Annotated in this window: 13 protein-coding genes; 5 read left to right on the top strand and 8 right to left on the bottom strand. The window is 71.2% G+C overall.

Annotation, left to right across the window (positions count from 1 at the left end; translation table 11 throughout):
• Positions 1–20: 20 nt before the first annotated feature.
• The gene (locus GKS42_RS22610; RefSeq protein ID WP_154795875.1) at positions 21–701 is read left to right on the top strand and encodes a Pr6Pr family membrane protein; all 681 of its coding nucleotides are present in this window, start codon (positions 21–23) and stop codon (positions 699–701) included.
• On the opposite strand, the gene GKS42_RS22605 is transcribed toward GKS42_RS22610, so the two are convergent.
• Positions 667–3,099 (bottom strand): glycosyl hydrolase family 95 catalytic domain-containing protein, encoded by a 2,433-nt coding sequence (locus GKS42_RS22605; protein ID WP_154795874.1) that lies wholly within the window; start codon positions 3,097–3,099, stop codon positions 667–669. The two genes, GKS42_RS22610 and GKS42_RS22605, sit on opposite strands and share 35 nt — an antisense overlap.
• A gap of 182 nt (positions 3,100–3,281) precedes the next feature.
• On the bottom strand, positions 3,282–3,617 hold the full coding sequence (locus GKS42_RS22600) for a VOC family protein (RefSeq protein WP_154795873.1): 336 nt from the start codon (positions 3,615–3,617) through the stop codon (positions 3,282–3,284).
• Positions 3,618–3,704: 87 nt separating this feature from the next.
• Here GKS42_RS22600 and GKS42_RS22595 point away from each other — a divergent pair, with 87 nt between their 5' ends.
• Positions 3,705–4,253, top strand: coding sequence for a CGNR zinc finger domain-containing protein (locus GKS42_RS22595; protein ID WP_154795872.1), 549 nt, complete (start codon positions 3,705–3,707; stop codon positions 4,251–4,253).
• 11 nt (positions 4,254–4,264) lie between these two features.
• Here the strand turns inward: GKS42_RS22595 and GKS42_RS22590 are convergent, their stop codons facing one another.
• From GKS42_RS22590 to GKS42_RS22565, 6 genes are all read right to left on the bottom strand, one after another.
• Positions 4,265–6,967 (bottom strand): exo-rhamnogalacturonan lyase family protein, encoded by a 2,703-nt coding sequence (locus GKS42_RS22590; RefSeq protein ID WP_232847805.1) that lies wholly within the window; start codon positions 6,965–6,967, stop codon positions 4,265–4,267.
• Positions 6,968–7,001: 34 nt separating this feature from the next.
• A complete protein-coding gene (locus GKS42_RS22585) occupies positions 7,002–7,643 on the bottom strand; it encodes a rhamnogalacturonan acetylesterase (RefSeq protein WP_154795871.1) in 642 nt (213 codons plus the stop codon).
• On the bottom strand, positions 7,640–8,521 hold the full coding sequence (locus GKS42_RS22580) for a carbohydrate ABC transporter permease (protein WP_154795870.1): 882 nt from the start codon (positions 8,519–8,521) through the stop codon (positions 7,640–7,642). The genes GKS42_RS22585 and GKS42_RS22580 overlap by 4 nt, the downstream gene beginning before the upstream one ends.
• Positions 8,521–9,492: an ABC transporter permease gene (locus GKS42_RS22575; protein WP_154795869.1), complete on the bottom strand. Its 972-nt coding sequence runs from the start codon at positions 9,490–9,492 to the stop codon at positions 8,521–8,523. The genes GKS42_RS22580 and GKS42_RS22575 overlap by 1 nt, the downstream gene beginning before the upstream one ends.
• A 61-nt stretch (positions 9,493–9,553) precedes the next feature.
• Positions 9,554–11,116, bottom strand: coding sequence for an extracellular solute-binding protein (locus tag GKS42_RS22570; protein ID WP_154795868.1), 1,563 nt, complete (start codon positions 11,114–11,116; stop codon positions 9,554–9,556).
• Between the two features lie 32 nt (positions 11,117–11,148).
• Entirely contained in the window at positions 11,149–11,844 is a 696-nt protein-coding gene (locus GKS42_RS22565) for a YesL family protein (RefSeq protein WP_154795867.1), read from the bottom strand.
• Between the two features lie 442 nt (positions 11,845–12,286).
• Here GKS42_RS22565 and GKS42_RS22560 point away from each other — a divergent pair, with 442 nt between their 5' ends.
• The 3 genes from GKS42_RS22560 (at position 12,287) to GKS42_RS22550 (ending at position 15,966) form a co-directional block, all read left to right on the top strand.
• Positions 12,287–13,300: a LacI family DNA-binding transcriptional regulator gene (locus tag GKS42_RS22560; RefSeq protein WP_354002682.1), complete on the top strand. Its 1,014-nt coding sequence runs from the start codon at positions 12,287–12,289 to the stop codon at positions 13,298–13,300.
• 168 nt (positions 13,301–13,468) lie between these two features.
• The gene (gene araB, locus GKS42_RS22555) at positions 13,469–15,217 is read left to right on the top strand and encodes a ribulokinase (protein ID WP_154795865.1); all 1,749 of its coding nucleotides are present in this window, start codon (positions 13,469–13,471) and stop codon (positions 15,215–15,217) included.
• On the top strand, positions 15,214–15,966 hold the full coding sequence (locus tag GKS42_RS22550) for an L-ribulose-5-phosphate 4-epimerase (protein WP_154795864.1): 753 nt from the start codon (positions 15,214–15,216) through the stop codon (positions 15,964–15,966). The genes araB and GKS42_RS22550 overlap by 4 nt, the downstream gene beginning before the upstream one ends.
• Position 15,967 lies beyond the last annotated feature (1 nt).

The following is a 15,967-nucleotide window of genomic DNA, read 5'->3' as shown; positions in this document are numbered from 1 at the left end:
TCGGTGGCAGACTCTGCCGGATGACGCAGCAGCAACGGGCGGGAATGCTCACGGACAGGTCACCACTGGCGCTCGGGCTGCGCTCCCTCATCGTCGTGCTCGGGGTCGTCGCCGAGGTGTGGAACCTGACCGAACTGGCCACCGGCGCCGGCGCGCTCGCGGACCACTTCGCGTACTTCACGATCCACACCAACCTGCTGGTCATCATCGTGCTCGGCTGGGCGGTCGGCGTGCCGCCGGCGCGCCGGCCGACCTGGTTCGACCCGCTGCGCGGGGCGATGACCACCTACATCGTGCTCACCGGGATCCTGTACAACCTGCTGCTCGCCGCGCCCGGGGAGCTGTTCTCCTGGGCGGTGCACCCGCCGAACCTGCTCCAGCACCGGATCATCCCGATCCTCGTCGCCATCGACTGGCTGCTGATCCCGACGACGCGGCGGCTGCGGCTGTCCCGGTTCTGGATCTGGCTCGCCTACCCGGTCGGCTACCTCGCGTTCACGCTCATCCGGGGCCCGCTCGTGGGCGACTGGTACCCGTACTTCTTCCTCGACCCGAACGAGTTCGGCGGGTACCCGGGCCTGCTCGTGCCGATCCTCGGGCTGGTGGTGGTGTTCGCCGTCGGTGCGTTCGTCGTGTGCGCGGTCGGGGTGGCGCGGTACCGCCCGGTCAGGGTCGGATCGTCGCCAGCCGTCCCGCGGTGAGGTGATGCACCGCGTGGTCGTCCCGGACACGCACGGAGACGGTCGTGTCCCGGTCCGCGGTGAGGGTCGCGGCGCGTAGCCGACCCCGGGTCCACTCGAGGTCGACGGTGATCGCGCCGCGCACCCGCAGACCGTGCACCGCGCCATCGGCCCACGCCGGCGGCAGGCACGGTAGCAGGTGGACCTCGCGCACGCCGTCCGCCGTGTGCCGGTGGGACTGCACGAGCAGCTCGGCGACCCCGGCCGTGAAGCCGAAGTTCCCGTCGATCTGGAACGGCGGATGTGCGCACAGCAGGCTGCGGTACACGCCGCCGCCCTGCACCGAGACGACCGCCGGCCCGGCGGGTTCCACCGGCCGCAGGAAGGCGTCGATCGCCGCCTGCGCCCCGCCCGGATCCCGTAGCCGGGCGCGTAGGTTCAGCCGCCACGCGAGTGACCACCCGGTCGACTCCAGCCCGCGGGCGGCCAGTGTCGCCAGGGCGGCTGCGGCCAGGTCCGGCGCCTGGTCCGGGTCGATCGAGGCGCCCGGGTGGACGCCGAACAGGTGGCTCTGATGGCGGTGCTCCGGCTCGGCCTCGGGCAGGTCCGCGAGGTGCCACTCGGCGATGCGTCCGTCGGCCATGATCCGCTCGCCCGGGAGCCGGGCCAGGGCGTCGTCGACGCGGGCCAGCAGGGGTCCGTCGGCGAACGGGACGCCGTTGCCGACGTCCACGCCCGCCAGCCGCCGGACGCCTGCGAGCAGGTCCCGGGCCATCGCAAGGTCGGAGGTGGTGGACGCGGTCACGGCGCCAGGCGTCCCATCCGCCGTGAGGAAGGAGTTCTCCGGGGAGGTGGCCGGGCTGGTGCCGAGGGTGCCGTCCGCCATGGTGACCAGGGTGTCGAGGACGAACTGCGCGGCGCCGAGGATGACCGGCCGGGCGCGGGCCAGCGCGTCGTGGTCGCCGGTGAAGTCGTAGTGGTCGATCAGGTGCCGGGTCAGCCAGACCCCACCGAACGGCCAGAACGACCACCGCGCGGGATTGGTGCCGTCGCCCACGGGGTCGGTGAACGCCCACGCGTCGGAGTTGTGGTGGGCGACCCAGCCGCCGGCTCCGTAGATCTCCCGGGCGGTGCCGCGGCCGGCCGCGGCCAGGTCCTCGAGCCACCGGCGCAGCGGCTCGTCGCACTCCGCGAGATTGGTGCTCAGCGCCGGCCAGTAGTTCATCTCGGTGTTGATGTTGATCGTGTAGTTGCTGCGCCACGGCGGGCGCAGGGAGTCGTTCCAGATGCCCTGGAGGTTCAGTGGCAGCGTGCCGGGGCGCGATCCGGCGATGGTCAGGTATCGCCCGTAGGCGAACGCGAGCGCGGCGAGGGAGATGTCGGTGCCGGTCGTCCGGTGCTCGCGCAGCCGCGCGTCGGTGTCCAGGCCCGGCTCCGGCCCGCGGCCCAGCCGCAGCCCGACCCGATCGAAGAGCGCGCGATGATCGGCGACGTGCGCCGCGCGGAGGTCCTCGAACGTGCGCGCGCCGGCCCGCTCGAGCCGGTCCGACGCCTCTGCGAGCAGCCGGGCTCCGTCACCGTGCAGGGCGGTGTGGGCGCCCGCGTAGTCGCTCTGCGAGGCGAGCAGCACCGTCAGCCAGGTCGCCCCGCGCACCTCGATCCCGGTGGTCCGCACGGTCACCACGCCGTCGGTGTCCAGTCGCAGCGCCACCGCGCAGGTGACGCCGGCGCCGGGCGCCGGCGGCGCCGACGGAGGCGTTCCAGGGGCAGGTCCGGGCGCCTTCGGATCGGTGGAGACGGCCGGCATCCGCACCAGGGCGGACCACGTCGCGCCCTGCGGCGATCCCGCCGCGCCCACCTCGAACAGCCGATGATCCGAACCGACCCGGACCACCAGATCCCTGGGCGCCCGCATCCGCCGGTCCACCACGAGCGCCCCGGCCGGGCGGCTGACGAGTACCTCCTGGCGTACCGCTGCGACGCCGTCGGACCAGGAGTGCCCCGCAACCGCCTCGTCCAGACGCAGCCACCGGCGGTGGTCCGCCGTGACCTCCGGCGCACCGGCGTCGGTGATCCAGAGATCGACGAGCGGCTGGTAGGCCTCGCTGCGGCCGCTCTGTAGCTGCTGCACCAGGGCCTCGGCGCGAGGGACGTCGCCGGCGGCGACAGCGGCCCGGGCCGCGGCCAGGATCTCGGGCGCCCGGCCCGGTTCCAGGCCGGTACCACGGGTCGGCCGGACCACGGGCGCGCCGGTCCAGCACGTGTCGTCGTTGATCTGGACCCGGTCCCGAGCGGCACCGCCGAAGACCATGGCGCCGAGGTTTCCGTTGCCGATCGGCAGGGCGTCGGTCCAGGCCACAGCCGGGGTCGAGTACTGCAGCGTCACATCCGGCGACGCGGCGGCCAGGGCTGACGGCACGGAACTCCCTCGGTCGTGGGTTGGCGGCCGCAGAATCCTATGCCGGGTTCGGCCCGGCCGTCGGGTGGCGCGCACACCCGGTGCGATCCGGCGGCGCGGTCACGCTGCACCCCTGATCGGCACGCGGCCGAGGCGCCGGGCCCGACGGCGGCAGTAGCCGTCGGGCCCGGCGCTCGAGCCGGCTATCCCGCGACGACGCAGAACTGGTTGCCGTCGGTGTCGGCCAGCACCACCCAGCCGTCATGGCGCGCCACCTCGGCCGCCCCGAGCCCCTGCAGCCGGCCGACCTCGCCGTCCAGGTCGGAGGTGAACAGGTCCAGGTGCACGCGGTTCTTCCCGACCCGGGGCTCAGGCACGTTCTGGAGGGAGAGGCCGACGCCGCTCTTCGCGGGATCCTCCAGGTACGCGGTGCTCTCGTCCGACGAGCCGACGGCGTAGCCGGTGACCTGCTGCCAGAAGGCGGTGGCCCCGGCCAGATCGGTGGTGTCGATGGTGATGTTGCCAATGCTGCTGCTCACGGGCTGATCCTTCGTGTCGACTAACTGGTGTCAGCTTGACGCTAGTTATATATCCAACCATCGTCAATGGGTAGTTAGAGTGGGCGCATGGCATCGCTACGCCTGATCGAGGAGTTCATCAACACGCGCATGGCAGACGGCGACGCGATCGCCGCGGTCCCCGACCTCACGGCCTGGCTGACGGCCCGCGACCTCGTGCCTGGCGCTGCCACGCTGTCCACGGCCGACGTCTCGCGGGCGGCGGCGGTGCGCGAGGGGCTGCGCGCCTTGATCGCGGCCAACAACGCCGATCCCGTGCGCAGCCCGAGGGGGGATGGCCTCAGCCCCACCGCCCGCGAGGATCTCGCGGCCCTGACGGGGCGGCTGCCGCTGATCGTGGACGTCACCGCCCAGCCGCCGGGTCTCGTGCCGCGGCCGGGACTGCCCGCCGTCGACTCCGCGCTGGCGGCCATGCTCGCGACGGTCGTGCTCGCCGTCGCGGACGGCAGCTGGTCACGGCTCAAGGCGTGCCGTGAGCCGAGCTGCCGGTGGGCGTACTACGACCAGTCCCGCAACCGGTCGCGGTCCTGGTGCTCGATGGACCTCTGCGGCAACCGGGCGAAGGCGCGCGCGTTCTACAACCGCAGCCAGCCCTGACCTGCCACCGCTCAGGCCGGGTTCGTCCCCTCCAGGTGGTTCCCGATCAGGGCCAGGTTCTGGATCGCCGCGAGTCCGAACTGGGAGGCATCGTTGGTCGACACGAACGGGGCCTCGTCCACCGGTTCGGCCACCTCCGGCCCGTCGATCCGGCTGCGTGACCAGTCCGGCACCCGCTGCAGGGCGTTGCGGTTGACCATGTCCCCCGAGTCGACGAAGAACCGCCGCCACGCGAAGGCGGCCAGCTCGGCATCGTCGGTGCGGTGGGCGGCATACGCGGTGAGTCGGCTGTGGGCCTGGATCAAGGAGATCCCGGTGAGCCTCTGACCGAGCTCCGCCTCCTGGGTGGCCGCGTCCGCCAGGTAGAGCCGGCAGTACTGCAGCCAGGCCCGCTCGAAGCCCGGCACGTCCGCGAGGTCGATCAGCTCCGAGCACACCTCCACGAGGCCGAACACGGCGCTCAGGTGCGAGAGGGCGAGCCGCTCGCGGGAGGTGTCGAACCGGCCGGTGGACAGGTCGAGGCGCGCCTCCCCGGTGAGGAACCCGTTGGCCAGTGCGCCGATGTCCGCCATGGTGCCGAGCAGCTTGTCCCGGGCGGTGGTGTCCCCGTGCCGCTCCCACCGGGTCAGCCAGGTCGCGGCCAGTGCGCCCCAGTCGGTGCCGAGCCCGACGGACAGGGCGGCCGGGTCGGGGGAGTAGACGTCCGAGCGGACCTTGCGAGTGGCGTCCACGCCGAGCAGCGCGCGCTCGGAGCCGGCCAGCTCGTCGAGCAGGTCGCCGACCCGTTCGTCCGCCGTCAGGTAGTAGTAGAAGCGCCGGTAGGCCGGGTTCGAGATCCGCAGCTGCTTCGCGCTGCACCCCCAGTGCTGGACGTTGTGCCGAGTGCCAAGGCCCGCGAAGGCGCCCGCGTGATAGACGTCCACCTCACCGGTGTGCCGGGTCATCGCCTCCGCGAGCCGGAACAGGTCCGCCCGGCCCGAACGCAGGAACGACAGCCAGAACCACAGGTCCGGGGACAGCTCGGAGTTGTCCCAGGCGTACCCGCCGACGTCGTAGCGCCAGGTGTGCCGGTCAGCGTCGTAGGTGTGCATGACGTCGCCGTAGTCCCAGAACCCGTACCAGCGGCGCTGCTCCACCTGGTCGAGGTAGAACGCGAGCAGGAAGTCGTTGCGGTCCTCGATCGCGGCCCGCGCCGGCGTGGACCGGTCCACCGGGTCCCAGTCGCCGAACACCCCGGCCGCGTGCAGCCGGTCCGGGTCGGTGACCAGGAGCGGGGGCGTCGCCAGGGCCGCCGCGCGGGTCGCGAGAACGGCCGACGACGGCGTCCCCGCCACCGCGGTCAGGCTCAGTTCGTGGGTGCGGGCGATGCCGTTGGCATCGCCGAAGCCGGGCTCGTAGTCCTCGTAGGTGATCTCCAGCGCGTCCAGCTGGTCGGCGTAGCCGTCCTGGCCGAGCCCGTCGTGGAAGAACCGCAGGTCCATCGCCCGCGACTCCGGCGACCAGAGCCAGACCGTCAACTCACCGACGTCGGTCGTGGCGCCGCGCACGTCGATCTGGGTGGGCGCGCCCTTCCAGAAGTCCCGTAGGCCGAGCTCCAGCCCGCCGGAGGTGTCGCCGAGGTAGGCGTACCCACCGGCCCGGGTGCCGCCGCCGATGCCGACCCAGCCCACGCCGTCGGCCGTGCGTTTGCGGACGGTGTAACCGTCCGGGCTGCCCTGGTGCAGCGACCAGTCGTTCCAGGTGGGCACCCAGTGCAGCCGCTGCGCGACGGCGGGGGCCCAGTCGGCGGTCGGTGGTGTGGGCCGGCCGGCCACCTGGGCGGCGCGGACCTCGCTGCCGGGGTCACGGCGCAGGCCGGTGATGCCTCGCACGGCCTCGGTGAGGAACCCGCCGGCGCTGCCGGCCAGGCGCACGTGCCGGTCGTGGGGCTGCTCGCGCAGCGGGACGTCGAACCGGACCCCGAGGCCGGCGAGGAAGTCGCGGTCGGCGTCGCCGTCCCAGACGAAGGAGTGCATCAGGCGCACCGTGGGTGAGCCGGCGTAGGCGTACAGGCGCACGGTGAACGGCAGCCACTCGCGGGCGCCGCCGTCGGTGCCGTCGGTGCCGTCGCTGCCGTGCACGCCGTCGATGCGCAGCACGGCGCGCAGCGGACCGCTCTGCTCGACGGTCACCATGCGCACGCGAGAGGAGAACGGTGTGCGCGGCTGCGGGCCGTCGTCGTCGGGGCCGGCGGCGAGCAGGCTGACCAGGCGGCCGGCGCTGGCGACGACCCGGCCGTCCGTCTCGATCTCGGCGATCAGGTGCTCGCCCGTGCGCGGCACCCTGATCCGGATCGCGCCGGTGTCCACGAGCACGTCCTCGCCGGTCTCGGTGACGGACACCGCCCGGGCCGGCCGGCTCGGCTCGGTGCCGGCCTCGAGCGCGTACGCGTCGGTCGGCGCGGCCGGGGCCGCTGCGTGGGCTGTCCACTTCACGGATCCGTCCGGCCAGGTCGCGGTCACCCAGGTCTGCACCGGCTCCGGGCTCCCGCCCGCGGTCCGCAGGGCGATCGGGGTGCCGGCGGCCAGCGCCCCACGGGCCCAGGGCACGCCCCACGTGACGCCGGTCGTGGCGGCTGGGGTGTCCTCGAGCCAGTGCAGGGCGGTGTCGGGCGGCGGGCTCACGGTGGCGTGCTGGATGGTCGCGGACGGTGCAGCGGTCGAGTCGGCGGGCATGAGGCTCCTGGGTCGGTGTGGAGGTCCGGTGCTCTCACGCCGTAGCGAGGAGCGGCGCCAGTGCGTCGGCGACGATCCGGGCCACGGCGGTCGCGCCGGTGACGTTGAAGTGGGTGTCGTCGGTGACGCCGTCGGGGTAGTTGGGGTGCTCACCGGGGCCGAACTGCGTGAACAGCGACCGGGACCCGTCCTCGCCGAGGCCCTCGTACAGCGCCGTGGTGGCCGCGGTCAGGTCGATCAGCGGCACCCGCTCGGCCGCGGCCAGGTCCCGGACGGCAGCCGGGTAGTCTCCGTGGGTCGGCTTGAGCGCGCCTGCGGCGAATGCGCGCCGTTGCACGCTCGTGCACAGCACCGGCGCGGCTCCGGCCCGGCGTGCCTCGGCGAGCATCCGAACCAGGTTGGTGGTGTAGCCCGCGCGCGCCCCGAGGACCTCGGGTTGCTTGGCGTCGTTGTGGCCGAACTGCAGCACGACGACGTCACCCGCGGCAGCCTCCCAGAGCAGCGCGTCCCAGAGCCCGTCCGCCCGCAGTGACGCCGTGGTGGCGCCGCCCCTGGCGAAGTTGTGCACCACCACGCCGGGCGTGAACGTGGCCAGGTGTGCACCCCAGCCGGACATCGGTGCCTCGTGCGGCGGGCAGGCCGCCACGGTGGAGTCACCGGCGAGCAGGATCCTCATCCCTTCACGCTCCCGATCAGCATGCCCTTGGCGAAGTGCTTCTGGAGGAACGGGTAGGCGAGCAGGACCGGGATGGTGGCGACCATGACGACGGCGAACTTGATGCCCTGGGCCGGTGGTGGCAGCTCGTTGCCGAGGTCCTCGGCGGTGAGGGAGGACGCGGCGGTGACCTGGCGCAGGAACATCTGCAGGGTCCACTTGGACGTGTCGTTGAGGTAGATCAGGGGTGACATGTAGTCATTCCAGATCCCGACGGCGTAGAACAGGGCGAACGTGGCCAGCACCGGCTTGGACAGGGGCATGACCACGCTGCGCAGGATCCGCAGCTCGTTCGCGCCGTCGATCTTGGCCGACTCCTCGAGTTCCTTCGGGAGCTCCTGGAAGAAGTTCTTGATGATGATCAGGCTGAACGGGTTGATCGCCGCAGGCAGGATCAGGGCCCAGTAGGTGTCCAGCAGGCCCAGCTGCTTCACGACCAGGAACGTCGGGATCAGGCCCGCCGAGAACACCATGGTGAACACCACCAGGGACATGATGGTGCGCCGCCCGGGCAGGTCGATCTTGGACAACGGGTAGGCCATCAGCGCGGTCAGGACGAGCTGGATCGCGGTACCGACGCCGGTGACGACGATGGTCGTGACGAACGCGCGCACGAACACGCTCGAGCTGAGGATCGAGGCGTAGGCGTCCGTCGTGAACTCGTTCGGCCAGAGGAAGAACGGCCGGGTGGTCAGCTCGTACTCGGTGGCGAACGAGCCGGCGAGCACGTACAGGAACGGCAGGATCGCGATGGTGCCGACGCCGATCAGAACGATCACGTTGACGGCATCGAACACCTTGCCGGCCGGGGTGTTGAACCGGTACTTGACCCTGGCCATCAGAAGATCCCCTGCTGGTTGAAGCGCTTGGCGATCCAGTTCGTCCCGAAGATCAGGATGACGCCGACGATCGCCTTGGCCAGGCCGACGGCCGTGGCGTAGGAGTACGAGCCCTGCTGGATCCCGACGAAGTAGACGTAGGTGTCGAACACGTCCGCGACGGTGCGGTTCAGGGGGTTGGACATGAGGTAGATCTGCTCGAACCCGGTGTTCAGGATCTGACCGGTCTGCAGGATCAGCAGCACGATGATCGTGGAACGGATCGAGGGCAGCGTGATGTGCCAGACCCGCTGCCAGCGGCCGGCGCCGTCGATGATCGCGGCCTCGTACTGCTCCTGGTCCACGCTCGCGAGCGCGGCCAGGAAGATGATGGTGCCCCAACCGGTGTTCTTCCAGACGTCCTGCAGCACGATCAGCGGCCGGAACCAGGCCGGATCGGTAAGGAAGTTGATGTCGGTGCCCAGCAGGTCGTTCACCCCGGTCCACAACGGGCCGTTGCCGATCGCGAACAGCAGCCCGGTGAGCGAGACCACCACCGTCCAGGACAGGAAGTGCGGGACGTAGACCAGGGTCTGCACGGTCCGCTTGAGGATGTTCAACCGCAGCTCGTTCAGCAGCAGCGCCATCACGATCGTCAGCGGGAACGCGATGAACAGGCTCAGCGCTGCCAGGATCAGCGTGTTCCCGAGCAGACGCGGGAAGTCGGGGTTGGTGAAGAAGTCCTCGAAGTGCTTCCAGCCCACCCACTCGCTGCCCTCGATCCCCAGGAACGGAATGTAGTCACGCCAGGCGATCTGCGCCCCGTACATGGGCCAGAACCGAAACAGTACGAAGTAAGTGATACCCGGCAGCATCAGCAACAGCAGCCACCGGTAGCGCACGATCGTCTCGCGCACGTTGCGCCGGTTCAGCGGCCGCTGCGTGATGTCCGCGCCGCCGCTTGCAGCCTCGGCCTCGATGAGCGTGGCCATGCGCGCCTCCTCTCAGGGTGGGGTGGTGCGGGGGCCGGTCGACCGGCCCCCGCACCGTCGATCAGCCGAGTTCGCTGTAGAGCTCGTTCAGTTCGGCGATGACCTGGTCGCCGCCCTGGGAGTGCCAGCGGTCGATCACGTCCTGCAGGCCCGCCTCGTCGATCTGACCGGCGACGAACTGCAGGCGTGCGTCCGAGATCAGGGTGTCGAGCTGGGTGCCGCTGGACTGGTAGGTCTCGGAGGCCAGCGAGGCGGCCGGGTTGAACACCGCGTTCTCGAGGTCCTCCGCCTGCAGGTCGAGCCGGAGCTGGGCCAGCTCCTCGTCGTACGGGGTGGCCGGCTGGGTCGAGTACGCGTCGTAGCCGGCCACGTTCGTGCCGAGCTGCGCCCATGCCCCGCTCACCTGGTCGGTGAAGTCCTGGCGGTCCTCGTTGTAGACCGCGTACCCGTCTTCGACGGTGAAGTTGTCACCCTCGATGCCGTTGTTCAGCAGGATCTGCGCTTCGGTGCTGTTCATGTCGTTCAGGACCTGGAGCACCTGCTCAAGCTGTTCCTCGGTCTCCACGGAGGACCGCGGGATGGCCAGGAAGTTCGAGTAGCCGGCGGTGGGCATGGCGAACGTCCCGTGGGGCCCCTCGGGCTGCCCGACGAGAGCGACGTAGTTCTCGGCGTTCTCCGGGTCCTGCTCGCGGAAGAGTTCCACCAGCTGCGGCGCCCGGGACTGGACGTCCACGATGATGCCGCCCTCGCCGTTCAGGAACGGTTCGTTCCAGGTGGCCGGGTCCATCGTGGCGTAGTCCGGGTTCGTGTAGCCGTTCTGGACGAGGTCACGCTCGTACTCCACGGCCTCCATCCACTCGTCGGTGGTGAATGACGGCACCAGTTCCCCGCCGTCCTCCAACCACACGTTCCCGGCGCCGTGCCAGAGCTCGATCGCGTCATAGGGGCTGCCCGAGCCGATCGATCCAGGCCATGCGGGATTGATGAACCCGTAGGTGTCATCGGCGCCGTTGCCGTCGGGGTCGTCCTCGGTGAACGCGCGCGCCACCTCGTAGAGCTCCTCGACCGTCTCCGGCTGCTCGAGGCCGAGGTTCTCCAACCAGTCCGCCCGGAGGATGATGCAGTGCCGGATGACGTCGCGGGCGCGGTAGACGCCGTAGACGTGCCCGTTCACACTGGTCGCCTCCTGGACCTCGGGGTTCTCCGAGACGAGGTTCGGGTAGTCACCGGAGTTGAGGTAGTCGGTGAGCTCCCAGAACCCGCCGGCCTCCGCCGTCTGCACGAACGCCGGGGTCTTGCCCATCACCATCACGTCCGGGATGTCGTCCCCGGCGAGGACCACGTTGGTGCGCTCGCCGTAGTCGGTGTTCGGCACCCACTGCACGGTCAGGTCGACCCCGGTCAGTTCGCTGAGTGCCTGGTCGATCAGGTCATCCTCCTCCGGAGGCACGGCCGCGAAGTAGGGCGCCATGATGGACAGGCTCGAGAGCGCGTCGCCGCCGGCGCTGTCGCCGCCGTCGCCGCCGTCCGGGTCGTCACCCCCGCTCGTGCATGCGGCGGTCAGCGCGAGGCCGGTCACGGTCAGGATCGCGAGCGGTGCTCGCAGTCGCTTCCTCGGTGTCATGGTCGGTGTTCCTTTCGTCATCTTTGGCGAGGTCAAACGGTGGTGCTGGAGGAATCCGCCTCGACCTGGCGGTCGTTGGCGGCGAAGAAGGACAGGCACAGTGCGGTGCACAGGTACAGCCAGACGCCGATCGAGACGGTGGGCAGCAGGCCTGGCAGCCACGCGGTGACGGCGGCCACGAGGGTGGTCGTGGCGGCGAGCAGGAGGGGGACGCCGGGGAATCGGAGGGCGAACGCGAACGCGAGGCGAAGGCAGTCCCTGGCGCGCAGCGTGTAGTGGGCGTCCATGGTGATCACGAGGAGCTGGTGGGTGACGGTCAATGCCGCGGCCGCGACCAGGGCGACCACCAGCGCGGTGCTACCCGGCTCACCCCAGAACGCAGTGAGATTCAGCCCGAGGATCGCCAGCAGGAGCCAACCGGGTGCCTCGAGCAGGTTCGCCCGGCGCAGTTGTTCGCGCCAGGCCGAGGCGAACGTGCGCAGCAGCGGCTGGGCCTCACCGCGGATCCGGCCCCGGCTGCACGTGACGGCGGCCGCGACCGCAGGGGCGAACCCCAGCACCACGCCGCCGGCAAGCGTGAACACGAGGATCAGGACGTTCAGGACCGCCACGTAGCCGATCGCGTCCGCCCAGCCGTACCAGCGCTCGGTTCGGCCCGGCGCGTACGAGGAGGTCTGGGCTGCGGTCACGGTGCGCTCGGGGGTGCGTGAACCGCGTCTTGACGCCATTCGTGAACGTTCACGAATTTGGGTGTCATGTGTCTCTCCTCGAATTGCGGCTGCGGGTCGGCCGGCACGGAGCCGAGCGGGCAGGTGGCCTGGCCGAAGCCGGCGGGGTCGGGTTTCGTTTGGTGGTGCAGTTGTGGGCCGAGCGAGTATCGGGCGTCAGCGCCCCACCCGGCCGGAGCGGACTGCTACTTCGCAGACCGCTCGGACGAGACTCCGTGAACGTTAGGGTTGAATGCATTCACTGTCAAGAGCGCGGGAAAGCGGTCTCCGAATCGGGCCATGGCGGCGACCCGGGCGCGCAGGAGGCGGCGCCAGGGCGCGTCCGGCCGGTGCTGCCACGGGCCGTGCCGATCGCGCGTGGTCGCGGAATCCGGTCGACCGCCGTCAGGTGGGGTCTAGGCTCGCGCTCACACAAGTGGAAGCAAGGGGAGTTGGGAACCGCATGGTGGCGAGCCGTCGAACGCGTCCGGGGATGAATGACGTGGCCAGGGTGGCGGGCGTGTCACACCAGACGGTGTCCCGTGTGCTCAATGACCACCCGAACGTGCGGGACAGCACCCGCGAGCGGGTGCTCGCTGCGATCGCCGAGCTCGGATACCGACGCAACAGCGCTGCCCGGGCGCTGGTCACCCACCGGTCCGGCATCATCGGGATCATCACCAGCGGCTCGGTGCACTCCGGCCCGGCGAGCACCCTCGCGGTGCTCGAGCGCACGGCCAGGGCGGCCGGCTACTTCGTCACCGTGGCGGCGGCCCCGCACCCCACGCCCGAACTGATGCAGGAGATCTTCGGCTCGTTCATGGACCAGTCCGTCGAAGGCGTCGTCGTGATCGCGCAGGGCGACGAGGTGGCCGGCGCCGCGCGTGCGGCGTTCGCCGAGGTGCCGCTGCTGATGATCTCCTCGCTCACGCCGGAACCGGACGACCCGCCGCTGGTCTCCGTCGACCAGGAGGCGGGGGCGCGACTGGTCGCCCGCTACCTGCTCGACCAGGGGCACCGGGACGTGGTGCACCTGGCCGGCCCCGAGGACTGGTTCGACGCCAGGGCCCGGGTGCGTGGCTGGCACACGGAACTGAGTGAGGCCGACGTCGCCCCGCGGCCCGACCTCACCGGCGACTGGAGCGCGGGCTCGGGGTATGCGGCCGGGCGGGCGCTCCTCGAGGACCTGCCCACGGCGGTCTTCGCGGCGAACGACCAGATGGCGCTCGGCGTCCTGCGCGCGTTCGCGGAGGCCGGGGTGGACGTGCCGGGGCAGATCTCCGTGGTCGGCTTCGACGACATCGTCGGCGCGGACAACTTCTTCCCGCCACTGACGACGGTCCGGCAGGACTTCGAGGCCCTCGGCCGGCTCGCGATCGACGCCCTGGTCGCGGCGATCGGTGGCGAGGCGGCGGCCCGCGAGCTGGTCGCGCCCGTGCTGGTGGAGCGGACCAGCTCGGGACCGCCGCGCCGCTGAGTCCCCCGCGGGAGCGCGGACGTGGCGACCACTTCGGCGCTCTCGCGCGAGTGCGTGGCGCGCGGAGGTTGGCAAGTCATGTTGTGAGCGTTAACATGATCGCGATACGGTGCACGGGGCGAGGATGCCCGTGACATTCGGGGCAACGACGCGAAAGAGGACCGAGGGATGACCGAACAGTCGGCCGAGCAGGGCCGGGACGCCTTGGTGATCGGGGTGGACTACGGGACGCTGTCCGGCCGGGCGGTGGTGGTCCGGGTCAGGGACGGTGCCGAGCTCGGCAGCGCGGAGTACGCCTACCCACACGCCGTGATGGATCGGACGCTGACCGCGTCGGCCGACGAACCGCTGCCGCCCGACTGGGCCCTGCAGGTGCCCGCGGACTACGTCGACGTGCTCAGGAACGCGGTGCCCGAGGCACTGAGGGCCGCCGGCGCGGACCCGGCCGACGTGATCGGGATCGGCACCGACTCCACCGCCTGCACGATGATCCCGACGCTCGCCGACGGCACCCCGCTGAACGAGCTCGAGCAGTACGCCGACCGCCCGCACGCCTACGTCAAGCTCTGGAAGCACCACGCCGCGCAGCCGCACGCGGACCGGATCAACGAGCTCGCCCGTGAGCGGGGCGAGGCCTGGCTGCCCAGGTACGGTGGACTGATCTCCTCCGAGTGGCAGTTCGCCAAGGCGCTCCAGGTGCTCGAGGAGGACCGCGAGATCTACGACGCCATGGACCGCTGGGTCGAGGCCGCGGACTGGATCGTCTGGCAGCTCGGTGGCAGCTACGTCCGGGACGCCAGCACCGTCGGCTACAAGGGCATCTACCAGGACGGCGCCCACCCGGGCGCCGACTTCCTCGGCGCGCTCAATCCCGACTTCGCGACCTTCGTCTCCGACAAGCTGGACGCGCCGATCGCCCCGCTCGGCGCGCGGGCCGGTCGGCTCACCGCAGAGGCCGCGGCCTGGACCGGGCTGACCGAGGGCATCGCCGTGGCCGTCGGGAACGTCGACGCGCACGTCACCCTGCCCGCCGCGAACGCCGTGGAACCGGGCCAGATGGTGCTCATCATGGGCACCTCGACGTGCCATGTCGTCAACAGCGAGAACCTGCACGAGGTGCCGGGCATGTGCGGCGTCGTCGACGGCGGGGTGATCACCGGGCTGTACGGCTACGAGGCGGGGCAGAGCGGCGTCGGGGACATCTTCGCCTGGTTCGTCTCCACCGGCGTGCCGCCGGCATACGTGACACAGGCCGAGGCGGCGGGTCAGTCCATCCACGCCTACCTGACCGACCTCGCGGCCGCCCAGCCGATCGGCGGCCACGGGCTCGTCGCGCTGGACTGGCACTCCGGGAACCGTTCGGTGCTCGTGGACCACGAACTGTCCGGGCTCACGCTCGGGCAGACCCTGACCACGCGGCCCGAGGACATCTACCGCGCCCTGCTCGAGTCGACCGCGTTCGGCACCAAGACGATCGTCGACACGTTCGCGGCCTCCGGGGTGCCGATCACCGAGCTCGTCGTGGCCGGCGGACTGCTCCGGAACCGCTTCCTCATGCAGATGTACGCCGACGTCACCGGGCTGCCGCTGAGCACGATCGTCTCCGAGCAGGGCCCCGCGCTCGGCTCGGCGATCCACGCCGCGGTCGCGGCCGGCGCCTACCCGGACGTGCGCGCGGCCGCGGCCGTCATGGGCGGGCGGGTCGCCGGTGCGTACACACCGGAGGAGGAGGCGACCGCCGCCTACGGCGAGCTGTACGCGGAGTACGCCGCGCTGCACGACTACTTCGGACGCGGCGGCAACGACGTGATGCGCCGGCTCAAGAAGATCCGCCGCCAGGCCCTCGCGTCGACCGACGGTGCCGGGGCCGAGCCGGCCGGCGCACCCGACCTCGAGCCGCAGGGAGACCTGGTATGACCGACGCGACCGACGCGACGCAACCACTCGTGCTGGCGGACCTTCCCGCACCGGTGCGCGCCGCCGTCGGGCGGGCCAGGGAGCGGGTGGCGGCGCTGCACGCGGAACTGACCCGCTACCAACTCGTGGTCTGGACCGCCGGCAACGTGTCCGAGCGGGTGGCCGGCGCCGACCTGTTCGTGATCAAGCCGTCCGGCGTCTCCTACGACGAGCTCACGCCGGAGTCGATGGTCGTCTGTACGCTCGACGGCACGAAGATCGAGGACGGCACCCCGGCACACCTGAAGCCGTCCTCGGACACCGCCGCGCACGCCTACGTGTACCGGCACCTGAGCGACGTCGGCGGGGTGGTGCACACGCACTCGACCTACGCGACCGCCTGGGCCGCCCGCGGCGAGCCCGTGCCCTGCGTGCTCACGATGATGGCGGACGAGTTCGGCGGTGAGATCCCGATCGGGCCGTTCGCGCTGATCGGCGACGACTCGATCGGCCGCGGCATCGTGGAGACCCTCCGGGAGTCCCGCTCGCCGGCGGTGCTGATGAGGAACCACGGGCCGTTCACGGTCGGCACCGACGCCCGCGCCGCCGTGAAGGCCGCCGTGATGTGCGAGGAGGTCGCCCGCACCGTGCACATCTCGCGCCAGCTCGGGGACCCGCTGGCGATCGCCCAGACCGACATCGACTCGCTGTACGACCGCTACCAGAACGTCTACGGACAGGGCCTGGCGCCCGAGGAGGACCCCGCGTGAG

The organism is Occultella kanbiaonis (genome assembly GCF_009708215.1).
Taxonomy (GTDB): Bacteria; Actinomycetota; Actinomycetes; order Actinomycetales; family Beutenbergiaceae; genus Occultella; species Occultella kanbiaonis.
The sequence above is the reverse complement of the archived record's forward strand: the minus strand, read 5'-3'. Positions and strand labels throughout refer to the sequence as shown.

Excerpts from the sequence above, each read along its gene's own strand:
- GKS42_RS22610 (WP_154795875.1), top strand. The coding sequence starts at position 21 with ATGACGCAGCAGCAACGGGCGGGAATGCTCACGGACAGGTCACCACTG.
- GKS42_RS22595 (WP_154795872.1), top strand. The coding sequence starts at position 3,705 with ATGGCATCGCTACGCCTGATCGAGGAGTTCATCAACACGCGCATGGCA.
- GKS42_RS22590 (WP_232847805.1), bottom strand. The coding sequence starts at position 6,967 with ATGCCCGCCGACTCGACCGCTGCACCGTCCGCGACCATCCAGCACGCC.
- GKS42_RS22585 (WP_154795871.1), bottom strand. The coding sequence starts at position 7,643 with ATGAGGATCCTGCTCGCCGGTGACTCCACCGTGGCGGCCTGCCCGCCG.
- GKS42_RS22580 (WP_154795870.1), bottom strand. The coding sequence starts at position 8,521 with ATGGCCAGGGTCAAGTACCGGTTCAACACCCCGGCCGGCAAGGTGTTC.
- GKS42_RS22575 (WP_154795869.1), bottom strand. The coding sequence starts at position 9,492 with ATGGCCACGCTCATCGAGGCCGAGGCTGCAAGCGGCGGCGCGGACATC.
- GKS42_RS22570 (WP_154795868.1), bottom strand. The coding sequence starts at position 11,116 with ATGACACCGAGGAAGCGACTGCGAGCACCGCTCGCGATCCTGACCGTG.
- GKS42_RS22565 (WP_154795867.1), bottom strand. The coding sequence starts at position 11,844 with ATGGCGTCAAGACGCGGTTCACGCACCCCCGAGCGCACCGTGACCGCA.
- GKS42_RS22560 (WP_354002682.1), top strand. The coding sequence starts at position 12,287 with ATGGTGGCGAGCCGTCGAACGCGTCCGGGGATGAATGACGTGGCCAGG.
- araB (WP_154795865.1), top strand. The coding sequence starts at position 13,469 with ATGACCGAACAGTCGGCCGAGCAGGGCCGGGACGCCTTGGTGATCGGG.
- GKS42_RS22550 (WP_154795864.1), top strand. The coding sequence starts at position 15,214 with ATGACCGACGCGACCGACGCGACGCAACCACTCGTGCTGGCGGACCTT.